Here is a 21,215-nt window from a genome sequence, read left to right as displayed (position 1 = left end):
GTCTGCCTCGATTCAGCGCCAGCAACGGCCTGGTTCTCGGAACACAGGGTGGTGATCGGCGATGGGCGAGGCATGGTCGGTTCCGCCGGCGCCCCGCCCCGGACCCGGCCGCGTCGACATGAACGGTTGCAAGCGCGGGACCGGAATGCCCGACATCAGCCGTGAAGATCACGGCTAATACTCCAACGTCACTTGGCCTGTCTCCGCTGGTAGTGGGACCGTCGGGCTCGGGCTTGGGACGTTCGTCGTCCTGTTCAAGAGACGCTGGCGCATCGAGCACCACTGAATGAGTGCCGCTGTAGATGACGTTAAGTCGTTCGGTGACAGGTCTCCTTGAAGCGCGTACGCAGCCGGTCCCGGTAGTGGCGCCGTGTCATCACCGCATGTGACGCGGTGTCACTGGTCGCGGCCGGTTGCTGACGCACACTGGGTGGTGACCGCGGGATCGCCGCGTTTCACCGAGACGACGCGGTGACGGCTGCGCCCGCACAACTTGGCGACGTCCAGCGACGCGTTGTCCACCAAGTCCTGATAACGGGTCGGCCCCGGAGGCCGGTGACGTTAAGTGACGCACCAACTAGACCGAACCACCGTGGCTTGAGATCCACGCTGAAGACACCTGGAGGAGACATGGCGGTAAGAGTGAGTGATGTGCCCGAGGCCAAGCGATACGAGGCCCGCGTCGACGGAGAGTCCAAGGTCGCGGGCGTCGCGCAGTACATCCGTACCACGGAACTCGTCGCGTTCGTACACACCGAGGTCTCGCCGGAGTACGAGGGAAGGGGAGTCGGGTCAGCACTGGCCCGCACCGCCCTCGACGAGGCGCGCGCCGCGAACCTGCTGGTCCTGGCCACCTGCCCATTTATCGCGGGGTGGATCGCCAGGCACCCCGAGTATCAGAACCTGGTGTACCAGGCCTACAGCAGGGTCAGTGACTGAACCGCCGAGCATCGCGACGACGGAGGCCGCTATGAGCAGCGGAGCCAACAAGAAGGCGTACGAGGGCAATAAGATCACTGTCACGTTCGAGGCGAGGCGTTGCTTGCACGCCGCCGAGTGCGTCCGCGGCTTGCCGGAGGTCTTCGACACGGGCCAGCGCCCGTGGATTCGGCCCGACGGTGCCGAGGCCGAGCGCGTGGCCGAAGTGGTGCGGCGCTGCCCCTCGGGGGCACTGCAGTACGAACTCGTGGACGGCGGGGCCGAGACACGGACCGGCCCACGCAGATCACGCCCAACTCCGTCGGACAGTTGATCGTGCACGGAGAGCTGAGCGTGGACACGCCGGAAGGCCCACGCGCCGAGACCAGGGCCTTCCTGTGTGCTTGCCGGCAGAGCCGTCTTCAACCGTACTGCGACCACGCGGGTCACCCCTGCGGTCAGACACCGATGGCTGACCCGCTACTCCATACGTACGTGCTGCAGGACTAGTGCAGCCCGTGCTGTGAGCAGCCCACGAGAGGCTCGTCGACCCAAATCCTCAGGGCGCCGACCGGGGACGGCCCGCGCGAGGTAGCGCTGCTCGTCCCGGCGTAGGTGCACCTGGCGGGCACCGCCGACGAGGTCCTGCTCAGGCTGCGCCATGCCTGGCGCGGGACAACTACCACGCCGGTGACGGCGTCGGCCAACCTCAGCTATCCGGCACACCAGACCCACGCCGCACCGTGTCGATATCCATTAGAGCGCTTCCACACAAGAAAGGAGACACGCGTGACCTCCCCGCCTTCCGCACCGGATGCCGACGCCGAGCCCACCCGTCCTCCACGACGGCGCTGGCTCCGGATCGTCTCCGGCGTCCTCGTGACCGTCGTGGCCGCCGTCAGCGTCGGCGTCGCCGCTCTTCAGCTCGGCCTGCCCTGGCAGATGGGCGAGGGCGACCGCAACCACGTCTACGACGGCGACGCCGGTTCGCAGCGCTACCAGGTCCACCTTCCTCCCCACCACGACGGGACGGCCCGACTGCCGGTCGTCATGGCGATCCACGGCTGCGGCATGACCGGCTACGGGTGGAACTCCATGAAGTCCACGACCCAGTTCAACCGCCTGGCCGACCGGGAGGGCTTCATCGTCGCCTATCCCACGCAACTGATCTCCCGTAACGTGATCGCCTGCTGGAACTCCACCGACCCCCGGGAGCAGCACCGAGACAGCGGCGAACCCGCGCTGCTCGCCGGTGTCGCCCGCCAGGTGGTCGAGAAGTACGACGCGGATCCGGATCAGGTGCACGTGGCCGGCGCCTCGTCGGGCGCGGGGACCGCCGTCATCCTCGCCGCGACCTACCCCGACGTCTTCGCCACGGCGACCTCGGTCGCCGGCGGCGAGTACGGACTCAACCAGGTCGACCCGGACAACCCGGACTCGACGTCGCCACTGGACACGGCACGTCAAGCCTGGGCTCAGATGGGTGAGCGGGCCCGGCGCGTGCCGCTGCTGGTCATCCAGGGCGAGCAGGACGAGGTCGTGCCGCCCCTGGTCGCCACCCGACTCGTCGCACACTGGACCGCCGTGGGCGACCTCGTCGACGACGGACTACCCAACAACAGCCTCGACCCGACCGAGGAGACCGTGTCCGTGCCGGCCGAGGCGGGCCGGCATGCGTACACGCATTCGACGATCACAGCACCGGACGGCTCGCCGATCGTCGAGGCGTACCGCGTCCAGAACATGGGGCACGCTTGGCCCGGCCCGGACGGCGACGGCCGCTACACCGATCACGCGGGCCCCGACGCCAGCCAGATCGTATGGGAGTTCGCCGAGCGGCACCCGATGCGATGAGGATCGCGGCGGCCCGGCCGGGCCTATCGAGGAACGGTCGTCTCCTGGGCCAGGTCGACCGGCCGCACCTTGAGTTTGGTGGCGATGCGCATCAGGGCGCGTCGGTCGGCGGGGGTGAGGGGGTCGAGCACGTACCGCCGCACCGAGCGCACATGGGCCGGCGCGGCCGCGACAACAACGTCGTAGCCTGCGTCGGTGAGGGCGGCGATCGTGTAGCGACGGTCCGCCGAGTCGGGAAATCGTGTGACCCAACCTCGTTGCTCGAACCGCTTGACGACGGTGGAGAGGCGGGACAGCGAGCCGTTGGCCAGGTAGGCGAGCGCTCATCCGCACGCGCCGGTCGGGTGCCTCCGACATGTGGCTGAGGGTCTCCTCTGCTCGACCTCGGACCGCAGGAGCTGACCACATACATGGAGAACCTGATGCCGACGCACAGCAACCCACGCCGTACCTGTCACTGCGTGGCCTGCCCCTCGCCGACGGCTACCCCGACTGGCTGCGCATCCGCCTTCCCGGTGCGCTCGTCGAATCGGCGCCGGCCGTCACCCACTACCCCCATCTGGCCGACCCTGCCTGGTTCGCGGGGCGGCTGGTCGCCTTCGACGAAGCTGTTGTCCGGTAAGGGAGCACGAGGGTCGTCACCGCCGGTCTATCCTCTTCCCGAGGTCAGGCCAGCGACGGGAAGACAACCCCACCCGTGTCCCTGACCGACATCGAGGTGTGAGATGCCGTACCTGAGTCCGGTCGCAGTGCAGCGCGTCGAGGGCCTCGTCGTCGCGGCTCTCGCCGTCGTCGTGACCGTCACCGCCGGGTACCCGTGGTGGTCGCTGCTTGCCCTCTTCCTCGTCTTCGACCTGTCCATGCTCGGTTACCTGCGCGGGCCACGCCTCGGGGCCTTCTGCTACAACCTGGCGCACTCCTACACGCTGCCGGCTGCGCTGGGCGCGATAGCCGTGGCCGCGGGCGGGTTCGGCGACCGGATCGGTTGGCTCGGAGTTCTGGCCCTTGCCTGGGTGTTCCACATCGCCGTCGATCGCGGCCTCGGTTACGGCCTCAAGACGGCCGAAGGATTCGAGCACACCCACCTCGGCTTGATCGGCAAGGCCCGAGGGCCTGACCCGCTTTGACGGACATCCAGGATCAGAAGCCTGATGGGTTCCCGGAGGAAGTTGTCGGCGCCGCGTGATAATTCAGCCGGCGTTGACAGATGTCTGCCGTCTAGAACCAGGCAGCGCTGGTCGCCTCCGACTGCGACCAGCTCAGCTGACCCAGGAGTGGTGCCACTAACATGCCGCGCGGCATGCCCTGGAATTCCTGGTTAACCTCGCTCGACTACACCTCAGAGACGGCCACGGCGACGCGCTCTTGGCTCCTCAGCGACCATTTCCTGGCTGCCTCATCCCCAGGTGGCAACCACAGCGATGCCCTACCGGCGACCAAGGGACAGCCGCAGGCATCACTTACCGCGGAATCAAGAGACCGAAATGCCGCTCCACCAGATCGCGGATGAAACGGCAGGTCAGAGCTATCAACGGCGGTCGGGCCGACGCCCAACCGTCCACACGGTTACTGCAGAAAAGATCATCCGTTACCGGATGTTACCGCCGTCACCTGAGAAGACATTCATCTCCCCAGGTCAATCGGTCGGGACGGCCGGATTCGAACCGACGACCCCTTGACCCCCAGTCAAGTGCGCTACCAAGCTGCGCCACGTCCCGCCCCCGCGTGGTTTCCCCCGCGGCAGCCGGTACAGCTTAGCGCAGCAGCTGCGGCCCGTCCGCACAGGCCCCACCGGCATCGCGACGCAACCGAACCACCCCACAGGGAGCCACCACACAACCCCTAGAGCGTCCTAGGAGGGTGGGGTTGGATAGGGAAATGCCGGATGGGCGGGGCGCCCATCCGGCATTTGGCAGAACTGAACCGCGTCAGCCGTGCGCCTTGCCTCGGCCGCCGGGGCCGAGCTTCTTGCGCGGGCGGACCGAGATCTCGATCGGGCTGCCCTCGTACCCGAATTCCTCGCGGAGCTTGCGCTCGACGAAGCGCTGGTAGCCGGCGTCCAGCGGGCCGGTGGTGAAGAGCACGAACCGTGGCGGCGCCACACCGGCCTGCGTCGCGAACAGGATCCGCGGCGCCCGCCCACCACGTACCGGGTGGGGGGTGGCCTGCACCAGCGCGGTCAGCCACTGGTTGAGGTGCGCGGTCGGTACACGGGTTTCCCAGCTGGCCAGCGCCTTGTTCAGGGCCGGTGCCAGCTTGTCCACGGCGCGGCCGGTCATCGCCGACAGGTTCAGCCGGATCGCCCAGGGGATGCGGCGCAACTCCCGGTCGATCTCCTTGTCCAGGTAGTACCGACGGTCGGCGTCGACCAGGTCCCACTTGTTGAACGCGATGACCAGCGCCCGACCGGACTCGGTCACCATCGACAGGATCCGCTGGTCCTGCTCGCTGATCGGTTCGCTGGAGTCCAGCAGCACCACGGCCACCTCGGCGGCCTCGATCGCGCCGGCGGTCCGCAGGCTGGCGTAGTACTCGGTGCCGCTGGCCTTGCCGACCCGCTTGCGCAGCCCGGCCGTGTCGACCAGTTGCCAGGTCTGACCGCCGATCTCGACCAGGCTGTCCACCGGGTCCACAGTGGTGCCCGCCACCGAGTCGACGACCGCCCGCTCCTCGCCGGAGAACCGGTTGAGCAGGCTCGACTTGCCGACGTTCGGCCGGCCGACCAACGCCACCCGGCGCGGTCCGCGCGGACGGTTCTCCACGATCGCCGGTGCCTCCGGCAGCGCGGCGAGAATGGCGTCCAGCAGGTCGCCGGAGCCGCGTCCGTGCAGCGCGGACACCGGGAACGGCTCACCGAGGCCGAGCGACCACAGCGACGTGGCCTCCATCTCGATGGAGTTGTTGTCGGCTTTGTTGGCCACCAGGATCACCGGCTTGGCGCTGCGCCGCAGCATCTTCACCGCTGCCTCGTCCACGTCGGTGGAGCCCACCATCGCGTCGACCACGAAGAGCACCACGTCGGCGGTGACGACCGCCGTCTCGGCCTGCGCCGCGATGGCCGCGGCCCGGTCCTTCGCGTCCGGTTCCCAGCCGCCGGTGTCCACCACGGTGAACGCCCGGCCGTTCCACTGCGCGTCGTACGGAACCCGGTCGCGGGTCACGCCAGGGACGTCCTCGACGACCGCCTGCCGGCGGCCGATGATTCGGTTGACCAGCGTGGACTTGCCCACGTTGGGGCGACCGACCACGGCCACCACCGGCTGCGGGCCGCTCGGTTCCTCGACGACGACGTCGGGCTCCCGCAGCTCGACCCACCCACCACCATCGCTACTCATGCCGTTCCTCCGCTTCGCTCCGGAGCGTCATGAGACACAACCCCGATGATTCGCTCGCTCATGCCACGCCCCGCTCGGTGAGCAGGTCGCGCAGCCGCGCCACGACCTCGTCGATGCCCAACTCGGTGGTGTCCAGCACCACCGCGTCGGGCGCCTGCGCCAGCGGGTTGACCTTGCGGGTCGAGTCGAGATGGTCCCGCCGGGCCAGATCGGCGGCCGTGGCCGCCACGTCGGCGGCGTCCTCGGCGCTGCGCCGGGCGGCACGGGCCGCCTCGGAGGCGGTCAGGAAGACCTTCAGGTCGGCGTCCGGCGCGACTACCGAGCCGATGTCGCGACCCTCGACCACCATTCGGCCAGCGTTGGCGATCATCTCGCGCTGCCGGGTGACGAGCAGCTCACGGACAGCCGGCACGGCGGCGACGGCGGAAACCGCGCCGGTCACCTCGGCGCCACGGATGTCGGCGTCCACGCCCACACCGTCGATGGTCACGGCGTACCCCTGCGGGTGGGTGCCGATGCGCAGGTTGACCTCGCCGGCGACCTTGGCCACCGACGCGGCGTCGGTGAGATCCACGCCGGAGCGCAGCACGGCCCACGTGATCGCCCGGTACATCGCCCCGGTGTCCAGGTAGCGCGCACCGATGCTCACGGCGAGCCGCCGCGACACGGTGGACTTACCCGAACCGGACGGCCCGTCCACAGCGACCACACATCGCCCGGTCCGTACGTTTTCCTCCACCGTGTCCTCCTCAGCCCGTACCTCACGGATCGCCCGGTGATCTGGCGCCGCAAGCGGTTGTCAATCGTCATCAATCATGCCCGGGTCCATTGGCGGACCCGCGCGCGACGCCGCCGGAGGCGACCCACGCCACCCGGGCGGCCGCGTCCCGGCCATCGGTGGAGCCTACCGGCTGCCGTACCCCGAACTCGGGGGTCAGTCACCCACCACGTTGAACAGGGCGGCGACCTCGGCGTTGGTCAACCGACGGATCCGCCCGGTCCGCAGGTCACCGAGCCGGATCGGCCCGATCGAGGTACGCACCAGCCGGGTGACCGGGTGACCAACCTCATCCATCAGCCGCCGGACGATGTGCTTGCGCCCCTCGTGCAGGCTCAGCTCCACCTGGGCGGATTTACCGAGAGTGTCCACCACCTTGAACGAGTCGACCTTGACCGGCCCGTCCTCCAGCTCGACACCGGCCAGCAGCCGCTTGCTCAGGTTGCGCGGGATCGGCCCGACCACCTCGGCGAGGTACGTCTTCAGCACCTGGTACGAGGGGTGCATGAGCTTGTGCGCGAGCGTGCCGTCGTTAGTGAGCAGCAGCAGGCCCTCACTGTCCGCGTCGAGCCGCCCGACGTGGTAGACCCGCTGCTCCAGCCGGGCACCGATGAAGTCGGCCAGCTCGTTGCGTCCCTTTTCGTCCGCCATGGTGGTAACCACCCCACGCGGCTTGTTCATCGCCACGTAGACCAGGCGAATGTCGACCTGGAGGCGCTCACCGTCCACGTGGATCACGGAGGTGGCCGGGTCGACCTTGTCGCCGAGCTTGGCGACCCGCCCGTCCACCGTGACCCGGCGGCGGAAGATCAGGTCTTCGCAGGCACGCCGGGAACCCACGCCGGCGGCGGCGAGCACCTTCTGCAGGCGCTCAGCCCCCTCGTAGACGGGCGCGTCGGCTTTGGGGGAACGGTTATCGGGTCGCATCAGCAAGCTCTTCTACGTCGTCGGGCAGGAAGGGTGCGAGGGGCGGCAGCTCGTCGACGGTGTTCAGCCCGAGCTTCTCCAGGAACAACGTGGTGGTCCGGTAGAGGAACGCCCCGCTGTCCGTTTCGGTGCCGCACTCCTCGATGAGGCCACGGGTGACCAGCGTACGGATGACCCCGTCGCAGTTCACACCCCGGATGGCTGAGATTCGCGAACGGGTCACCGGCTGCTTGTACGCAACCACGGCGAGCGTCTCCAGCGCCGCCTGGGTCAGCCGCACGGACTGCCCGTCCAACACGAACCGCTCAACGTACGTAGCGTATTCCGGCCGGGTGTACAGCCGCCACCCGCCGGCCGCCCGCCGCAGCTCGAACCCGTGCCCGGCCGCCGTGTAACCGGCGGCGATCTCGTCGAGCATCGGCCCGACCCGTTCGGCGGGCTGCTCCAGCACCTGCGCCAGCACCAGCTCGCTGACCGGCTCGTCGACGACCAGCAGGATCGCCTCCAACGCGCCGCGCAGCTCGGGATCGGACAGCTCGGGCGCGGGCTCCGGCGCGACAGTCGCCCGCCGCCGCCCCGCCAGCTGTCGCCGGGGTACGCCCCCAGCGCCACCCGACTCCCCCACCGTGGCGTCCGTCACCGCACCGAGGTCCGGCCCCGCCGAACCCAACCCGTCCGGGGCCGCCTCAACGGGATCTGGCTCACCCGGGCCCACCTCGTCCGTGGGGGTGTCGGTGGCGGGCGGGCGTGGGCGGTCCCACGGGGGGACCCAGGCGGCGGCCTGGTCGGCCAGCGAGTCCCGACGTTGCTCGTCACTCATCCCGCGCACCCTCCGTCGTTCCCGTCCCGTCCGGCCCGCCGGCCTCCTGCGTCGGCACAAGGTCAGCCCCCGGCGACTCAGGTTCTGCCCCCACCGGCTCAGGCGCATTCCTCGCAGGCTCGGCCCTCGCCGGCCCAGGCTCGGCCCCTGCCAGCGCAGGCTCAGGCTCCGGCGACTCCGGGTCGGCCGGGGTGCCGGCGTACTCGTCGACGTGCAGCTCGGTGTCACCGTCGACCGGGCCGGTCCAGCGCACTGTCAACTCCTCCAGGGCCTGCTCCTGCACGAACGACACCAGGCCCTCCCGGTACAGCTCCAGCAGCGCGAGGAACCGGGCCACCACCTCCAGGGTGGCCTCGCAGTCCGCGCAGAGCAGCGAGAACGTGGCGGTGCCGGCCCGGCGCAGCCGGGCGGCGAGGATCGCCGCGTGTTCCCGGACACTGACCCGGACCATGTGCACGTGGGCGATGGACACCTCCGGCACCGGCTTCGGGGTCATCGCCTTCACGGCCAGCTTCAGCAGCCGCTGGGGGCCGATGCCGAGCACCAGGTCGGGCAGCGCCTCGGCGTAGCGGGCCTCCAGGCTGACGGCACGCGGATAGCGTCGGCCGCCGACGGCCTCCAACTCGGCGATGTGCGCCGCCGCCTCCTTGTACGCCTTGTACTGCAACAGCCGGGCGAAGAGCAGGTCCCGTGCCTCCAGCAGGGCGAGGTCGGCCTCGTCCTCCACCTCGGCGGCGGGCAGCAGCCGGGCCGCCTTCAGGTCGAGCAGGGTCGCGGCGATGAGCAGGAACTCGCTGGCCTCGTCCAGGTCCCAGTTGTCGCCCATCGCCCTGATGTAGGCGATGAACTCGTCGGTGACCGTGTGCAGGGCCACCTCGGTGACGTCGAGTTTGTGCTTGCCGATCAGTTGCAACAGCAGGTCGAACGGGCCGGTGAAGTTGGCCAGCCGCACCGTGAACCCGGTGGCAGCCGGGTCAGCGGGCTGCACACCGTCGACCACTGCCGCGTCGGCGGTCTCGGGTGGGTCGAGGGGTGGCGCGGTCACCGGACGACCGTAGTCCACGAGGCGGGCACCGGGCGTTCCGGCTACCGCTCCGACTGGGCGGCGATCACCTCGCGGGCCAGCTGACGGTAGTTACGTGCCCCGGAGGAGGCCGGGTCCATCGTCGTGATGGGGGCACCGGCCACGGTGGACTCGGGGAACTTCACCGTCTTGGTGATGACCGTCTGGTAGACCTTGTCGCCGAACGCCTCCACGACCCGCTGGAGGACCTGGCGGCAGTGCGTGGTGCGGCTGTCGTACATGGTGGCGAGGATGCCTTCGAGCTCCAGGTCGAAGTTGAGCCGCTCGCGCACCTTGTCGATGGTGTCCAGCAGCAGTGCCACACCGCGCAGGCTGAAGAACTCGCACTCCAGCGGGATGAGCACGCCGTGCGCGACGGTCAGCGCGTTGATCGCCAGCAGGCCGAGTGACGGCTGGCAGTCGATCAGGATGTAGTCGTACTCCTTGCGGACCGTGCGCAGGACCCGGGCCAGGGCCATCTCCCGCGCGACCTCGTTGACGAGCTGGATCTCGGCGGCGGAGAGGTCGATGTTGGCCGGCAGCAGGTGCAGCCCCGCGACGTCGGTCTTGATGACGACGTCCTCGGCGAGGATGTCGTCCTGCATGAGCAGGTTGTAGATGGACAGGTCGAGGTTGTGCGGGTTGACGCCCAGCCCCACCGAGAGCGCGCCCTGCGGGTCGAAGTCGACCAGCAGCACCTTGCGGCCATATTCCGCGAGCGCGGCGCCCAGGTTGATGGTGGTGGTGGTCTTACCGACGCCACCCTTCTGGTTGGCCATCGCGATGATGCGCGCGGGGCCGTGCCGATCGGTGGGCATCGGCTCCGGGATGGGCTTGCGCATCGTGTAGGCAGCCGGGTCCGCAGGACCCAGGTCCGCGCCGAGCGTGGCCTGCTGCTCGCGGAGCTCCGACGTCCAGGTCTCGGCACGGTCACCGTTGCCAGCCATGTGCTCGTTGCCCCCTCCCGACGACCCACCCGGCGTCGGAGCCGTCCGACGTCCTTCGCGGCGCCGCTGCGCACCCCGGTCGTGTCGCTCCAGGAGGTCCGCGCCGATGCCGACTGTACGCCACCGACCAGCAGGGGGTTCGGCACCGGCCCGGCGTGTCGGCGTCGACCGCGACCGGTTCAGCCCTGGGCGCGCGGATGGGCGGTGGCGTACACCTCGCGCAACCGCTCCACGGTGACCAACGTGTAGACCTGCGTGGTGGTCACCGAGGCGTGGCCGAGCAGCTCCTGGACCACCCGGACGTCGGCGCCGCCGTCGAGCAGATGGGTGGCGTAGGAGTGGCGCAGGGTGTGTGGGGAGACCGCGGCCGGCCCGTCGACGGGCAGCCCGGCCCGGTCGGCGGCGCGGCGCAGGATGCCCCAGGCGCCCTGGCGGGACAGCGCGCCGCCGCGCGCGTTGAGGAACACCGCCGGGGTGCCCCGGCCGCCGGCGGCCAGCCCGGGACGGGCCCGGACCAGGTAGGCGCGGACGGCGTCGACGGCGTACCCGCCGATGGGCACCAGCCGCACCCGGCCGCCCTTGCCGCGCAGCAGCACCGTGCCGTCGTCGGTGTCGAGGTCGTCCACGGCGGCGCCGACCGCTTCGGAGATGCGCGCGCCGGTGCCGTACAGGAACTCCAGCAGCGCCCGGTCGCGCAGCGCGAGGGGCGCGTCGTCGCCGGTCGCGGTGATCGGGCCGGCGGTTTCCAGCAGCCGGACCACGTCGTCGACAGGTAGCGCCCGGGGCAGCCGTCGGGGCGGCGTGGGCGGGCGGACGTCGCGGCTCGGATCGGCGCCGGCCAGGCCTTCGCGCAGCGCGAAGCGGTGCAGGCCCCGTACCGCGCTGGCCGCGCGGGCGGCGGAGGAGACCGCCAACGGCGGGTGCGCGTCGTCGCCGGCGCGCAGCCGCGCCAGGTGCGACTCGACGAGGCCGGCGCCGACCGACGCGAGGTCGGTGACGCCGGCATGGGCCAGGGTGGCGAGATAGCGGTCCAGATCCCGACGGTACGACGCGAGCGTGTTCGCGGAGAGGCCACGTTCGACGGTCAGGTGGTCGAGGTAGCCGCGAACGGCACGGTGCAGCGCCGGCGTGGGTGCTGTGCCCACGCCGGCGGTGTCCGTGTCGCCGGTCAGCCCGCCACCGTTCAGGCCAGCGCGTCGGCCAGCGGGAGCACGTCCATGCCGTGCGCCTCGGCGACGGGGCCGTAGGTGACCTGCCCGGCGTGGGTGTTGAGGCCCAGCGCGAGCGCCGGGTCGTTGCGCAGCGCCTCGCGCCAGCCCTGGTTGGCCAGCTCCAGGGCGTACGGCAGGGTGACGTTGGTCAGGGCGTAGGTGCTGGTGTTCGGCACTGCGCCGGGCATGTTCGCGACGCAGTAGAAGATCGACTCGTGCACCTTGTAGACCGGGTCGGCGTGCGTGGTGGGGCGCGAGTCCTCGAAGCAGCCGCCCTGGTCGATGGCGATGTCGACAAGCACGCTGCCCGGCTTCATCCGGGAGACCAGCTCGTTGGAGATCAGCGTCGGGGCCTTCGTGCCGGGCACCAGCACCGCGCCGATGACCAGGTCGGCGTCGAGCACGGCGCGCTCGACCTCGTACGCGTTGGAGGCGACGGTCTGCAGGTGGCCCCGGTAGATCGCGTCGGCCTGCCGTAGCCGGGCGACGTTCTTGTCCAGCAGCAGCACCTCGGACTGCAGGCCCAGTGCGATGGCGGCGGCGTTCATGCCGGAGACGCCGGCGCCGATGACCACGGTCTTGGCCGCGTAGACGCCGGAGACACCACCGGGCAGCACACCGCGCCCACCACCGGTGCGCATCATGTAGAAGGCGCCCATCTGCGGGGCGAGCCGGCCGGCCACCTCGGACATCGGGGCGAGCAGCGGCAGCGACCGGTCGGGCAGCTCGACGGTCTCGTACGCGATGCCGGTGACCCGGCGGTCGATCAGCGCGTCGGTGCACTCCTTGGAGGCGGCCAGGTGCAGGTAGGTGAAGAGCACCTGCCCCTCGCGCATCCGGTGGTACTCCTCGGCGATCGGCTCCTTGACCTTGAGCACCAGCTCGGCGGTCTCCCACACCTCGTCGGCGGTGGCGAGGATCGTCGCGCCGGCGGTGGCGAACTCCTCGTCGGTGATGCTGGAGCCAACCCCGGCGCCGGACTCGACGAAGACCTGGTGGCCGCTGCGGGTGAACTCGTTGACACCCGCTGGCGTGATCGCCACGCGGTACTCGTGGTTCTTGACCTCGCGTGGGATTCCGACCTTCACGATGCAGACACCTCTCTTCGGGGCTGCTCTCCCCCGACTGCTCGGTGCCACGACGGCCCCTTTGCCATCGCGGTACACCGGTCCTGCGGCGGCAGTCTAGGCGCGCCCGGCGCCGCCGCGAGCCAGCACAGTGACACCCGGTGCCCGGGTGTCCTGACGAAGTGTCAGGGCGCCGCCGGGATTCGGCGGACGAGCGTCACCTCAGCCGACAGGACAGTGTTTCACCATTATCGTCCCATCTGCCGGGCGGCGGTGCGGACAGCCGGCGAGTGGATCACTAATGTGTCCGCCCATGACCACTCCTCCTTACCAGCCCGGTTACCCCCAGCCGGGGTACCCACAGGGCGTCTCCGACAAGAGCAAGATCGTCGCGGGCATCCTCGGCATCCTGCTCGGCACCTTCGGTGCCGGTCGGTTCTACACCGGACACACCAAGATCGCCGTTCTCCAGCTCGTCGTGAGCCTGGTGACCTGCGGCGTCGGCGCTCTCTGGGGCGTCGTCGACGGCATCCTCATCCTGGTCAACGGCGGCACGGACGCCCAGGGCCGTCCGCTGCGCGACTCCTAGACCAACCAACGAGAGGGGCCCCGCGGCTGACCGCGGGGCCCCTCTCGTGCGTACTCCCCCACCGGGCTGGACCGGCGACGACGCTCAGCGCGGCAGCGGCGCGTCCGACCGACGCAGCTGCGCGAAGCCGGTGTCCCGGGCGCGGGCCGCGGCCAGCAGCCCGGCCACCGCGGACGCGTTGGTGATCTCACCGGCCAGGACCATGGCGACCGCCTCGTCCAGGTCGATCCGGACGACCTGGAGGTCGGCCTCCTCATCGTGGCGCTCGTGCCGCTCGTCGGCCGGCACGTCGGCGAGGTCGCGGGCCAGGAACACCCGGACGATCTCGTTGGTGAACCCCGGCGAGCTGTGCAGGTCGACAAGCACGTCGACCTGCCCGGCGGTGAGGTCGGCCTCCTCGGCCAGCTCCCGCAACGCGGCCACCGGCAACTCCTCGCCGGAGACGTCCATCAGACCGGCCGGCAGCTCCCACAGGTGCCGCCCGACCGGGTGCCGGTACTGCCGGATCAGCACCACCTGGCCGGCGTCGTCGAGCGCCACCACCGCCACCGCCCCGACGTGCCGGACGAGGTCCCGCAGCCCGGTCCCACCACCCGGCATGGTCACCTCCTCGGTGACCACGTCGAAGATCCGCCCCCGGTACCGCTCCTCCCGGGAACGCACCTCGTAACGGTGCTCCAGGTTGCTCACGAGGTGGACGACGCCTTCGTCGCGGCGCCGTTGCGGGCGGCCTTACGCGTCGTCGGGGCCTCCGCCGCGTCCAGGTCGACCGGCAGTTGGTCGGCCTGCGAGTACGCCACAGCGGCCTTGACGAACGAGGCGAACAGCGGGTGCGGGCGGGTCGGGCGGCTCTTCAACTCGGGGTGCGCCTGGGTGGCGACGAAGAACGGGTGCAGGCTCCGGTCCAGTTCGATGAACTCGACCAGCCGGCCGTCCGGCGAGGTGCCGGAGATGTGCAGGCCCGCCTTGGTCAGCGCGTCCCGGTAGGCGTTGTTCACCTCGTACCGGTGCCGGTGCCGCTCGCTGATCTCGGTGCTGCCGTACGCCTCGGCGACGATCGAGCCCTCGGTCAACGTCGCCGGGTACGCGCCCAGCCGCATGGTGCCGCCCAGGTCGCCGCGACCGGCGACGATGTCCTCCTGGTCGGCCATCGTGGCGATGACCGGGTGGGCCGCCTGCTCGTCGAACTCCAACGAGTTGGCGCCGTCCAGGTTGGCCAGGTGCCGGGCCACCTCGATGGTCATGCACTGCAGGCCGAGGCAGAGGCCGAGCAGCGGGATGCCGGCCTCGCGGGCGTACCGGGCGGTGCCGATCTTGCCCTCGATGCCGCGGACGCCGAAGCCGCCGGGGATGAGGATGCCGTCCACGCCGGCCAACGCCGCGGCGGCGCCGGCCGCGGTGACGCACTCGTCGCTGGGCACCCAGCGCAGCTGCACCCGGGCCCGGTGGCCGAAGCCCGCCGCCCGGATCGCCTCACTCACCGACAGGTACGCGTCGGGCAGGTCGACGTACTTGCCGACCACAGCGACGGTGACGGTGTGCCGGGGACGGTGCACCCGCTCCAGCAGGTCGTCCCAGCTGGCCCAGTCCACGTCCCGGAAGGAGAGGCCCAGCCGGCGCACCACGTACGCGTCGAGCCCCTCCCGGTGCAGCACCTTCGGGATGTCGTAGATGCTCGGGGCGTCCGGGGCGGCGACAACCGCCTCGGCGTCCACGTCGCAGTAGAGCGACAGCTTCTCCTTGAGCTTCACCGGGATCTCCCGGTCACAGCGGAGCACTATCGCGTCCGGCTGGATACCGATGTTGCGCAGCTGCGCCACCGAGTGCTGCGTCGGCTTGGTCTTCAGCTCACCCGAGGGCGCCAGGTACGGCACCAACGAGACGTGCAGGTAGAAGCAGTTGTCGCGGCCCAGGTCGTGGCGGACCTGACGGATCGCCTCCAAAAACGGCAGCGACTCGATGTCGCCGACAGTGCCACCGACCTCGGTGATCACCACGTCGGGGACCTGGCCGTCCTCGTCCGGATCGGCCATCGCCAGGATCCGCGACTTGATCTCGTTGGTGATGTGCGGGATGACCTGGACGGTGTCGCCCAGGTATTCGCCGCGCCGCTCTTTGGCGATCACGTCGGAGTAGATCTGACCGGTGGTGACGTTCGCCTTGCCGGACAGCGCCCGGTCGAGGAACCGCTCGTAGTGCCCGACGTCGAGGTCGGTCTCGGCGCCGTCCTCGGTGACGAAGACCTCACCGTGCTGGAACGGGTTCATCGTCCCCGGGTCGACGTTCAGGTAGGGGTCGAGCTTCTGCATCACCACGCGCAACCCGCGCGCGGTCAGCAGGTTGCCGAGGCTGGAGGCGGTGAGGCCCTTACCCAGCGAGGAGGCAACGCCCCCGGTGACGAAAATGTGCCTGGTCGTCCGTGCTGATGGGGCCAAGGCCTGCTCCCGTGTCGTCTGTCGCGGTCATGCAGACCGCCGTGCTCGATCAGCAAAGTGATCACGCGATCCACGGGATTCGACGGTAACACCTCCCGGGCGGGTACCCGCAGGCCGCACCCCGGCTGCGACACCTCCGGGCCATCCGGGCGAGGCCCGGCGCTCAGGACGCGGCAACCTCCGTCGATGACCGGGAGACCTGCCGGGGCGCTACGGGCACCGTCGGCTCGGCGTCCGGCGTCGACCCGCTCGCTGTCGGCCCGGCCGGTTCGTCGGCGTCCCCGCCTCGCTCGCCCGCAGTGTCCGACGCCGGTCGGGCGACCTTCGCCGATGCGCTCGGGGGCGGGCCGGTGATCGGACAGGGGTGCACGGCACCCAGTGGCCCACCGCCGCCGGTCGGACCGTCACCCCCACCGACCGGGCCGACCCCGCCGGACCCCGAGTCGTCGTCGGCGCCGTTGGCGCGGGAGCGGCCCGCTGCCGGGCGGGTCCGGTCCGCGGCGTGCCCGAGCACCCGTAGCGACGCCAGGGCGGCCATCGGCACCACCAGGGCGGCGGCAGCGCCCATCACGTCCAGGGCCGCGCCGTCGAGCACACCACCGAGCACCGCGGCGACCACAGTGCCGGCGAGCGCGGCCCGGACCGCCGGGTAGATGCCGAACAGCCGCATCAGCCCACCCCAGGGCTGCAACAGGGCGAACCACACCAGCAACCCGCCGGCCAGCGCCAGCACCGTCAGCGGGCTGTTGACCAACGTCTCGAAGTTCTCCGTGCTGGACCGGTGCACGGCGAACCCGCCGGTGCCGTCACCGAGCGCGGAGAGGAACCGACCCAGGCTGCCCCGCTCCGCCGCAGGACGCCGCAGGTCCACCACCGCGAACCCGATACCGACCGCAAGCGCGGCCATGGTGGCCCAGGCCAGCCGGCTGATCGTCAACCAGCCGCCGGCGCTGATCACGGCGGCGACGCTCACCCCGGCGGTGAGCGCGATCGCGCCGACCGGGTCGGCGCCCAGGTACGGGCTGCCGACCACCACCACGGCGAGGCCACCCACCGCCACCATCACCGCCGGCCGCCAGCCCCGATGCACCCGTTGGGCGAACCAGCCGCCGGTGACCAGCGCACCGGCGAGGAACACTCCCAGCCCCACAGTGCTCAGCCCGGCGTACCGGCCGCCCTGCAACGCGGAGTAGCCGACCACGCTGTTGAGCTGGAGGCGGGCCCCGGTGAGCACGTCCAGCCCGACCACGAGCGTGGTGAGGCCGGCCACCGCTCCGAGCGGCCCGAGGGTGTTCGCATACCCGGGGGCGAACCGCACCGCCGCGGTGCCGGCGGCCACCAACAGCGCCGTCACCCCGGCGAAGATCCACCCGGGGTGCTCACCGCGCCACCAGGGCACCGCGTCGGCCAGCAGCGCCGCCGGCACTGTCAACGCCGCGGCGACCAACAGCAGCTCCATCACCGCCACGATCCGCCCGGAGACGGGCGTCGGACCGGCCGGGCCGGCGTGCGGACGGGCCCGGCGCAGCAGCGGCAGCATCGCGAACGCCAGCAGCACCTGCACCCCGGCGAGCAACGTGAAGAACGCCCCGGACACGGAGCGCTGGGCGGCCGCCTCCCGGTCGGCGTTCGCCGGCGCGTTGATGGCCTCGGTCAGGTCGGCAGGACGGCCGCCGGTGCTGATCGCCGGACGGCCGAGGAAGAGCCGCTCCGGCATGGGCCGGCCCAACGCGGCGAGGGCGGTCGGCGCGAGGTCGACAAGTTGCAGGTACCCGTCCCGGCCGGTGCTGGCCGAGGTGAGCCACCCCCGCTCCCAGCCCGGCCCGTCGGCGACCGCCACGTGCAGCCGGGCCGGCTGGGTGGTGTCAGAGATCCCCGCGACCAGCACCAACGACCGTGGGGGTCGCGCCGCCAGCACCCGGGCCAGCTCGGCGTCCGCCGCGCGGGCCTCCTCGGCGCGGGTGGCCGGGTCGGCCCCCTTGACGGTGCCGAGGTCGACGATGCTCAGCACACACGCGCCGAGCAGCGGCCGCGGGTCGGCCGGCAACCCCGAGGCGTACCGGTCGACGCGGCCGAACGGTCGGGCGGCGGCGACTGCCGCGCCCGGGCCGACGGCGACGGAGCACCGCACCGACTCGGACAACGAGCCGGGCATGGCGCCCCAGGGCAGCCGCTGCTGGTTGTACTGGACCACGCTCTCCTGGTCGGGCAGGTTCGCGCCGATGCCGTCCGGTTGTTCCACAGTCACCGCCGCCGACGGGCAACCGTCGACCGACCGGCTGCCGTTCCACGCGGCGAAGCTGCCCGCGCCCAGTGTCAACCAGCCGTCCACCGGGCAGGTGGGCCGGTGCGCGGAACGCACCGACAGTGAGCCGATCGAGCCGTCCTGGGCCATCCGCCACAGCGTCGGAGTGCTCTGCGGATCCACGTCCTCCCAGCGCAGTCCGGCGATCCCGGCGAGCACCACGAAATCGGCGGTGCGTTGCGGGGTGCCCTGCGGTGGGCGGGCGGCGAGCGCGGTGACGCCCAGCGCCACCACGAGCACTGTCAACAGGGCGGGGGCGAGTCGGCGCAGCATCACCGGTGTCCCGTTCTCGGGGCGTCGGAGCCCGGGGCGGCCGCCGGACCGCCGGGATTCCCGGCCAGCTCGGCGTAGAGGGCGGCAAGCGTGGCGACGGTGTCCGCCTCGGTCGGCCACGTCGCCGCCCGTTCGGCGCCACGCCGGCCCAACTCCGCCCGCGCCGCCGGGTCGTCCAGCAACGCGCGTACGGCCGCGTCGACAGCGTCCACGTCACCGGCGGGGACCAGCGTGGCGGCGTCGCCGACCAGGTCCGGGAGCCCGCCGACAGCGGTGGCCACCAGTGGCACGCCGGCGCGCAGTGCCTCCTGGGCGAAGAGTTGTCGCGCCTCCCAGTCGCTGGTCACCACGGCCAGGTCGGCGCCGGCGAGCAGGTCGGCCACGTCGGTGCGGTGCCCCAACAGGGTCACCGGGGCGCGGGCGGCGGAGGTCCGCGCGGCGAGCGGCAGATACGCCGGCCCGCTGCCCGCGATCACCACGACCGGCGGCGGGGTACGCGTACGCCAGCGGGCCGCCGCGTCGATCAGCACGTCGTAGCGCTTCTGCGGGTGCAACCGACCGACCGAGACGATCAACGGCTGGTCCGGGCGGACGCCGAACTCGGCGCGTACCGCCGCCGGGCGTCGACGCGGCGCGGGCAGTGTCGGCGCGGCGACCGGGGCGAGCCGGGCATCGGCGGCGCCCACCTCGCCGGCCCGTCGCACCAGGTCCGCGGAGGCGCCGAGCGCCACCCGCACGCCCCGGGCGACCACCCGTTCGACGAGCCGGGACACTCCGCCCCGCAGTCCCCCGGCGAGCACCGCGTTGTGCCAGGTGACGATCAGCGGGGCGGCCGGACGGGCCAGCACGGCGACCAACCCGGCCCGCAGGCCGTGCGCGTGCACCACGTCGACGTGAGCGGCGGCGAGCGCCCGGCGCAGCGCGAGCACCGCCCGCCCGTCGGCCGGAGTCGGGCTGGCCGGGATCTCCACCGGCTCGAACCGCGCACCCACACCGGTGAAGTCGAACTGCTCCTGAGTGGCGGCAGGCCCGCAGACCAGAACGGTGGCGCCGCCCGCGACGAGGCCACGGGCCACCGAACGGACATGCTGGCCCACCCCGCCGGTGCTGGACGCGAGCACCAACGCGACGGTGCCCGACCAGCCGGCAGGCAGAGCTGGCTCAGTCATCGCGTCGCCGTCTCCTTCCCGTCGCCCCGCTCCGCGGAGCCCGCGCCCGGTGTCGGCGCACCGCCGGACGGCCCCCGCCGGCCTAGACGCCGCAGCACCCCGGCGAGCAGTGGCTGTACGTCCCGCCGGTCGACGAACCAGACCACGGCGAGGAACACAACCCCAACCAGAACCCCGGACAGCATGCCCTGACCGAACGCCGCCGCCGTCGTCGGGGTGCCGCCGTCCGTCTGGTCGAGCCAGCGGCTGAGGCCCAGCCCGGCGAGCCCGGCGAGCACACCGGCGAGGCCACCTGCCGCTCCGGCCCGTGCGGCTCCCGCGAGGGCGGGACGGCCGGCGCTGCGCAGCACCGCCACGAGCAGCAGGGCGCCGAGCACCAGCATCCCCACCGAGTTCGCGGACGTCACAGCGAGCACCCGGTCGGCGGTGGGCAGCAGCACCGTCAACGGCAGCGCCACGGCCGGAACGACCAGCCAGCCGAGGGTGATCGCCACCGTCGCCGACCGGGTGTCGCCGCGCGCGTACAGCGCCCGGGACAGCACCGCGAACAAGCCGTAGCCGAGCAGACCCGGCGCGAACCCGCTGATGGCCGCCGCGGTCGACGCCGGATTGTCCGGGTAGAAGAGGGCAGCGATCGGCTGCGCGGTACCGATCAACGCCGCGACGCCCAGGCAGCTGAAGAGCAGCACGCCCCGCACCGCGCCGGAGAGGGTCCGTCGATAACCGTCCTCGTCGCCGGCGGCGCTGGCGGTGGCCAGCGTGGGATAGGACGCCACCGCCAACGGCACGGCGAGGACCGCCCACGGCAGCAGGTAGATCGCCTGGGCCAGGTTGAACACCTGGGGGGAACCGGTGGGTCCTCCGGAGACCCGGTTGAGGACCACCAGGAGCGCGACCTGCTGCGCGGCCACCGTCACCGCGCCGGCCGTGGCGAGCCCGCCGATCCGCGCCCGCGCGTCGGCGGTGAAGGCGTACCCGAACCGGGGCCGTAGCCGCAGCCGCCGCAGCGGGATCAGCAGCGAGAGCGACAGCACGACCACGCCCAGGGTGGTGCCGCCGGAGAGGAGCAGTTCGCCGCTGCGGCCGACCTGGGCCACGGACACACCCCGCCCCTGGGCGGCCCCGAAGGCCACGTAGACGACGACCACGGTCAGGCTGGACAGCAGCGGCGCGATGACGGGCCAGGCGAAGCGTCGGTGTGCCTGAAGCACGCCGGTGAGCACGATGCCGATCCCGTAGAGCGGCAACTGCGGGGCGAACACGCGCAGCATCCGGGCGCCGGCGGCGAGTTCCGCCGCCGATCGTCCCTCGCTGATCAGCGAGATGATCGGGTCGGCGAACAGGGCGACGAGCACGGCGAGGGGAACCAGCAGGCTCACCGTCCAGGTGAGCAGGGCGCCGGTGGTGGCCGCCACCGTCCGCCGGTCCTCCGCCGCGACCGCCCCGGCCAGCAGTGGCACGACCAGGCTGGCCAACGCCCCGCCCGCGACGATCTCGAAGACGATGTTCGGCACGGTGTTGGCG

Annotated in this window: 19 protein-coding genes and 1 tRNA gene; 5 read left to right on the top strand and 15 right to left on the bottom strand. The window is 71.5% G+C overall.

From position 1 onward, the window contains the following. Nucleotides 1–642 precede the first annotated feature (642 nt). From PSH03_RS13335 to PSH03_RS13325, 3 genes are all read left to right on the top strand, one after another. A complete protein-coding gene (locus PSH03_RS13335; protein WP_238689289.1) occupies nucleotides 643–939 on the top strand; it encodes a GNAT family N-acetyltransferase in 297 nt (98 codons plus the stop codon). A gap of 31 nt (nucleotides 940–970) precedes the next feature. Beyond that, the gene (locus PSH03_RS13330) at nucleotides 971–1,252 is read left to right on the top strand and encodes a (4Fe-4S)-binding protein (RefSeq protein WP_210784811.1); all 282 of its coding nucleotides are present in this window, start codon (nucleotides 971–973) and stop codon (nucleotides 1,250–1,252) included. A gap of 455 nt (nucleotides 1,253–1,707) precedes the next feature. Next, nucleotides 1,708–2,772 (top strand): extracellular catalytic domain type 1 short-chain-length polyhydroxyalkanoate depolymerase, encoded by a 1,065-nt coding sequence (locus PSH03_RS13325; RefSeq protein ID WP_238689288.1) that lies wholly within the window; start codon nucleotides 1,708–1,710, stop codon nucleotides 2,770–2,772. Nucleotides 2,773–2,795: 23 nt separating this feature from the next. Here the strand turns inward: PSH03_RS13325 and PSH03_RS33185 are convergent, their stop codons facing one another. Then, on the bottom strand, nucleotides 2,796–3,068 hold the full coding sequence (locus tag PSH03_RS33185; RefSeq protein WP_255750569.1) for a MarR family transcriptional regulator: 273 nt from the start codon (nucleotides 3,066–3,068) through the stop codon (nucleotides 2,796–2,798). A 429-nt stretch (nucleotides 3,069–3,497) separates the two neighbouring features. On the opposite strand from PSH03_RS33185, the gene PSH03_RS13315 reads away from it, so the two are divergent. After that, entirely contained in the window at nucleotides 3,498–3,899 is a 402-nt protein-coding gene (locus PSH03_RS13315) for a DUF4260 domain-containing protein (RefSeq protein ID WP_238689287.1), read from the top strand. Nucleotides 3,900–4,416: 517 nt separating this feature from the next. On the opposite strand, the gene PSH03_RS13310 is transcribed toward PSH03_RS13315, so the two are convergent. The 9 genes from PSH03_RS13310 to ald all read right to left on the bottom strand — a co-directional run bounded on the left by PSH03_RS13310 (nucleotide 4,417) and on the right by ald (nucleotide 12,941). Beyond that, nucleotides 4,417–4,490, bottom strand: a tRNA-Pro gene (locus PSH03_RS13310). 210 nt (nucleotides 4,491–4,700) lie between these two features. Further along, nucleotides 4,701–6,107, bottom strand: coding sequence for a ribosome biogenesis GTPase Der (gene der / locus PSH03_RS13305; protein ID WP_238689286.1), 1,407 nt, complete (start codon nucleotides 6,105–6,107; stop codon nucleotides 4,701–4,703). Between the two features lie 58 nt (nucleotides 6,108–6,165). After that, nucleotides 6,166–6,846 carry a (d)CMP kinase gene (gene cmk, locus PSH03_RS13300; RefSeq protein WP_238689285.1) on the bottom strand — a complete coding sequence of 227 codons (681 nt, stop codon included), beginning with the start codon at nucleotides 6,844–6,846 and terminating at the stop codon, nucleotides 6,166–6,168. A gap of 195 nt (nucleotides 6,847–7,041) precedes the next feature. Continuing rightward, nucleotides 7,042–7,812, bottom strand: coding sequence for a pseudouridine synthase (locus PSH03_RS13295; RefSeq protein ID WP_210784817.1), 771 nt, complete (start codon nucleotides 7,810–7,812; stop codon nucleotides 7,042–7,044). Continuing rightward, nucleotides 7,799–8,632 carry an SMC-Scp complex subunit ScpB gene (scpB, locus tag PSH03_RS13290; protein WP_238689284.1) on the bottom strand — a complete coding sequence of 278 codons (834 nt, stop codon included), beginning with the start codon at nucleotides 8,630–8,632 and terminating at the stop codon, nucleotides 7,799–7,801. Before scpB ends, PSH03_RS13295 begins: the two co-directional genes overlap by 14 nt. Then, a complete protein-coding gene (locus PSH03_RS13285; protein WP_238689283.1) occupies nucleotides 8,625–9,677 on the bottom strand; it encodes a segregation and condensation protein A in 1,053 nt (350 codons plus the stop codon). The genes scpB and PSH03_RS13285 overlap by 8 nt, the downstream gene beginning before the upstream one ends. A gap of 41 nt (nucleotides 9,678–9,718) precedes the next feature. Beyond that, nucleotides 9,719–10,642 carry a ParA family protein gene (locus tag PSH03_RS13280; RefSeq protein ID WP_124817891.1) on the bottom strand — a complete coding sequence of 308 codons (924 nt, stop codon included), beginning with the start codon at nucleotides 10,640–10,642 and terminating at the stop codon, nucleotides 9,719–9,721. Nucleotides 10,643–10,821: 179 nt separating this feature from the next. Beyond that, entirely contained in the window at nucleotides 10,822–11,787 is a 966-nt protein-coding gene (locus tag PSH03_RS13275; RefSeq protein WP_238689282.1) for a site-specific tyrosine recombinase XerD, read from the bottom strand. Between the two features lie 38 nt (nucleotides 11,788–11,825). Then, on the bottom strand, nucleotides 11,826–12,941 hold the full coding sequence (gene ald / locus PSH03_RS13270) for an alanine dehydrogenase (protein ID WP_238687159.1): 1,116 nt from the start codon (nucleotides 12,939–12,941) through the stop codon (nucleotides 11,826–11,828). A 280-nt stretch (nucleotides 12,942–13,221) separates the two neighbouring features. Here ald and PSH03_RS13265 point away from each other — a divergent pair, with 280 nt between their 5' ends. Then, complete coding sequence (locus PSH03_RS13265; protein WP_372492730.1) at nucleotides 13,222–13,509, top strand: TM2 domain-containing protein; 288 nt, start codon at nucleotides 13,222–13,224, stop codon at nucleotides 13,507–13,509. Between the two features lie 84 nt (nucleotides 13,510–13,593). Here the strand turns inward: PSH03_RS13265 and PSH03_RS13260 are convergent, their stop codons facing one another. The 5 genes from PSH03_RS13260 to murJ form a co-directional block, all read right to left on the bottom strand. After that, on the bottom strand, nucleotides 13,594–14,199 hold the full coding sequence (locus PSH03_RS13260; RefSeq protein WP_210784821.1) for an NUDIX domain-containing protein: 606 nt from the start codon (nucleotides 14,197–14,199) through the stop codon (nucleotides 13,594–13,596). Beyond that, nucleotides 14,196–15,944, bottom strand: a complete 1,749-nt coding sequence (pyrG, locus tag PSH03_RS13255) for a CTP synthase (RefSeq protein WP_238689281.1) — start codon at nucleotides 15,942–15,944, stop codon at nucleotides 14,196–14,198. The genes PSH03_RS13260 and pyrG overlap by 4 nt, the downstream gene beginning before the upstream one ends. Before the next feature lie 163 nt (nucleotides 15,945–16,107). Beyond that, nucleotides 16,108–18,522, bottom strand: coding sequence for a hypothetical protein (locus tag PSH03_RS13250; RefSeq protein ID WP_238689280.1), 2,415 nt, complete (start codon nucleotides 18,520–18,522; stop codon nucleotides 16,108–16,110). Continuing rightward, complete coding sequence (locus PSH03_RS13245) at nucleotides 18,522–19,691, bottom strand: glycosyltransferase family 4 protein (RefSeq protein WP_238689279.1); 1,170 nt, start codon at nucleotides 19,689–19,691, stop codon at nucleotides 18,522–18,524. The genes PSH03_RS13250 and PSH03_RS13245 overlap by 1 nt, the downstream gene beginning before the upstream one ends. Continuing rightward, nucleotides 19,688–21,215: murein biosynthesis integral membrane protein MurJ (gene murJ / locus PSH03_RS13240; protein ID WP_238689278.1), on the bottom strand; the 1,528-nt coding region annotated here is incomplete at its 5' end. The genes murJ and PSH03_RS13245, both read right to left, overlap by 4 nt.

This window comes from Micromonospora salmantinae (genome assembly GCF_022230905.1).
GTDB lineage: Bacteria > Actinomycetota > Actinomycetes > Mycobacteriales > Micromonosporaceae > Micromonospora > Micromonospora salmantinae.
Note: the sequence above shows the minus strand (reverse complement) of the source record. Positions and strands in the feature narration are given on the sequence as shown.

Bases quoted from the DNA above. Each gene is read 5' to 3' on its own strand.
- PSH03_RS13330 (WP_210784811.1), top strand. From the start codon at position 971: ATGAGCAGCGGAGCCAACAAGAAGGCGTACGAGGGCAATAAGATCACT.
- PSH03_RS13315 (WP_238689287.1), top strand. From the start codon at position 3,498: ATGCCGTACCTGAGTCCGGTCGCAGTGCAGCGCGTCGAGGGCCTCGTC.
- der (WP_238689286.1), bottom strand. From the start codon at position 6,107: ATGAGTAGCGATGGTGGTGGGTGGGTCGAGCTGCGGGAGCCCGACGTC.
- PSH03_RS13295 (WP_210784817.1), bottom strand. From the start codon at position 7,812: ATGCGACCCGATAACCGTTCCCCCAAAGCCGACGCGCCCGTCTACGAG.
- scpB (WP_238689284.1), bottom strand. From the start codon at position 8,632: ATGAGTGACGAGCAACGTCGGGACTCGCTGGCCGACCAGGCCGCCGCC.
- PSH03_RS13280 (WP_124817891.1), bottom strand. From the start codon at position 10,642: ATGGCTGGCAACGGTGACCGTGCCGAGACCTGGACGTCGGAGCTCCGC.
- PSH03_RS13265 (WP_372492730.1), top strand. From the start codon at position 13,222: ATGTGTCCGCCCATGACCACTCCTCCTTACCAGCCCGGTTACCCCCAG.
- PSH03_RS13250 (WP_238689280.1), bottom strand. From the start codon at position 18,522: ATGCTGCGCCGACTCGCCCCCGCCCTGTTGACAGTGCTCGTGGTGGCG.
- PSH03_RS13245 (WP_238689279.1), bottom strand. From the start codon at position 19,691: ATGACTGAGCCAGCTCTGCCTGCCGGCTGGTCGGGCACCGTCGCGTTG.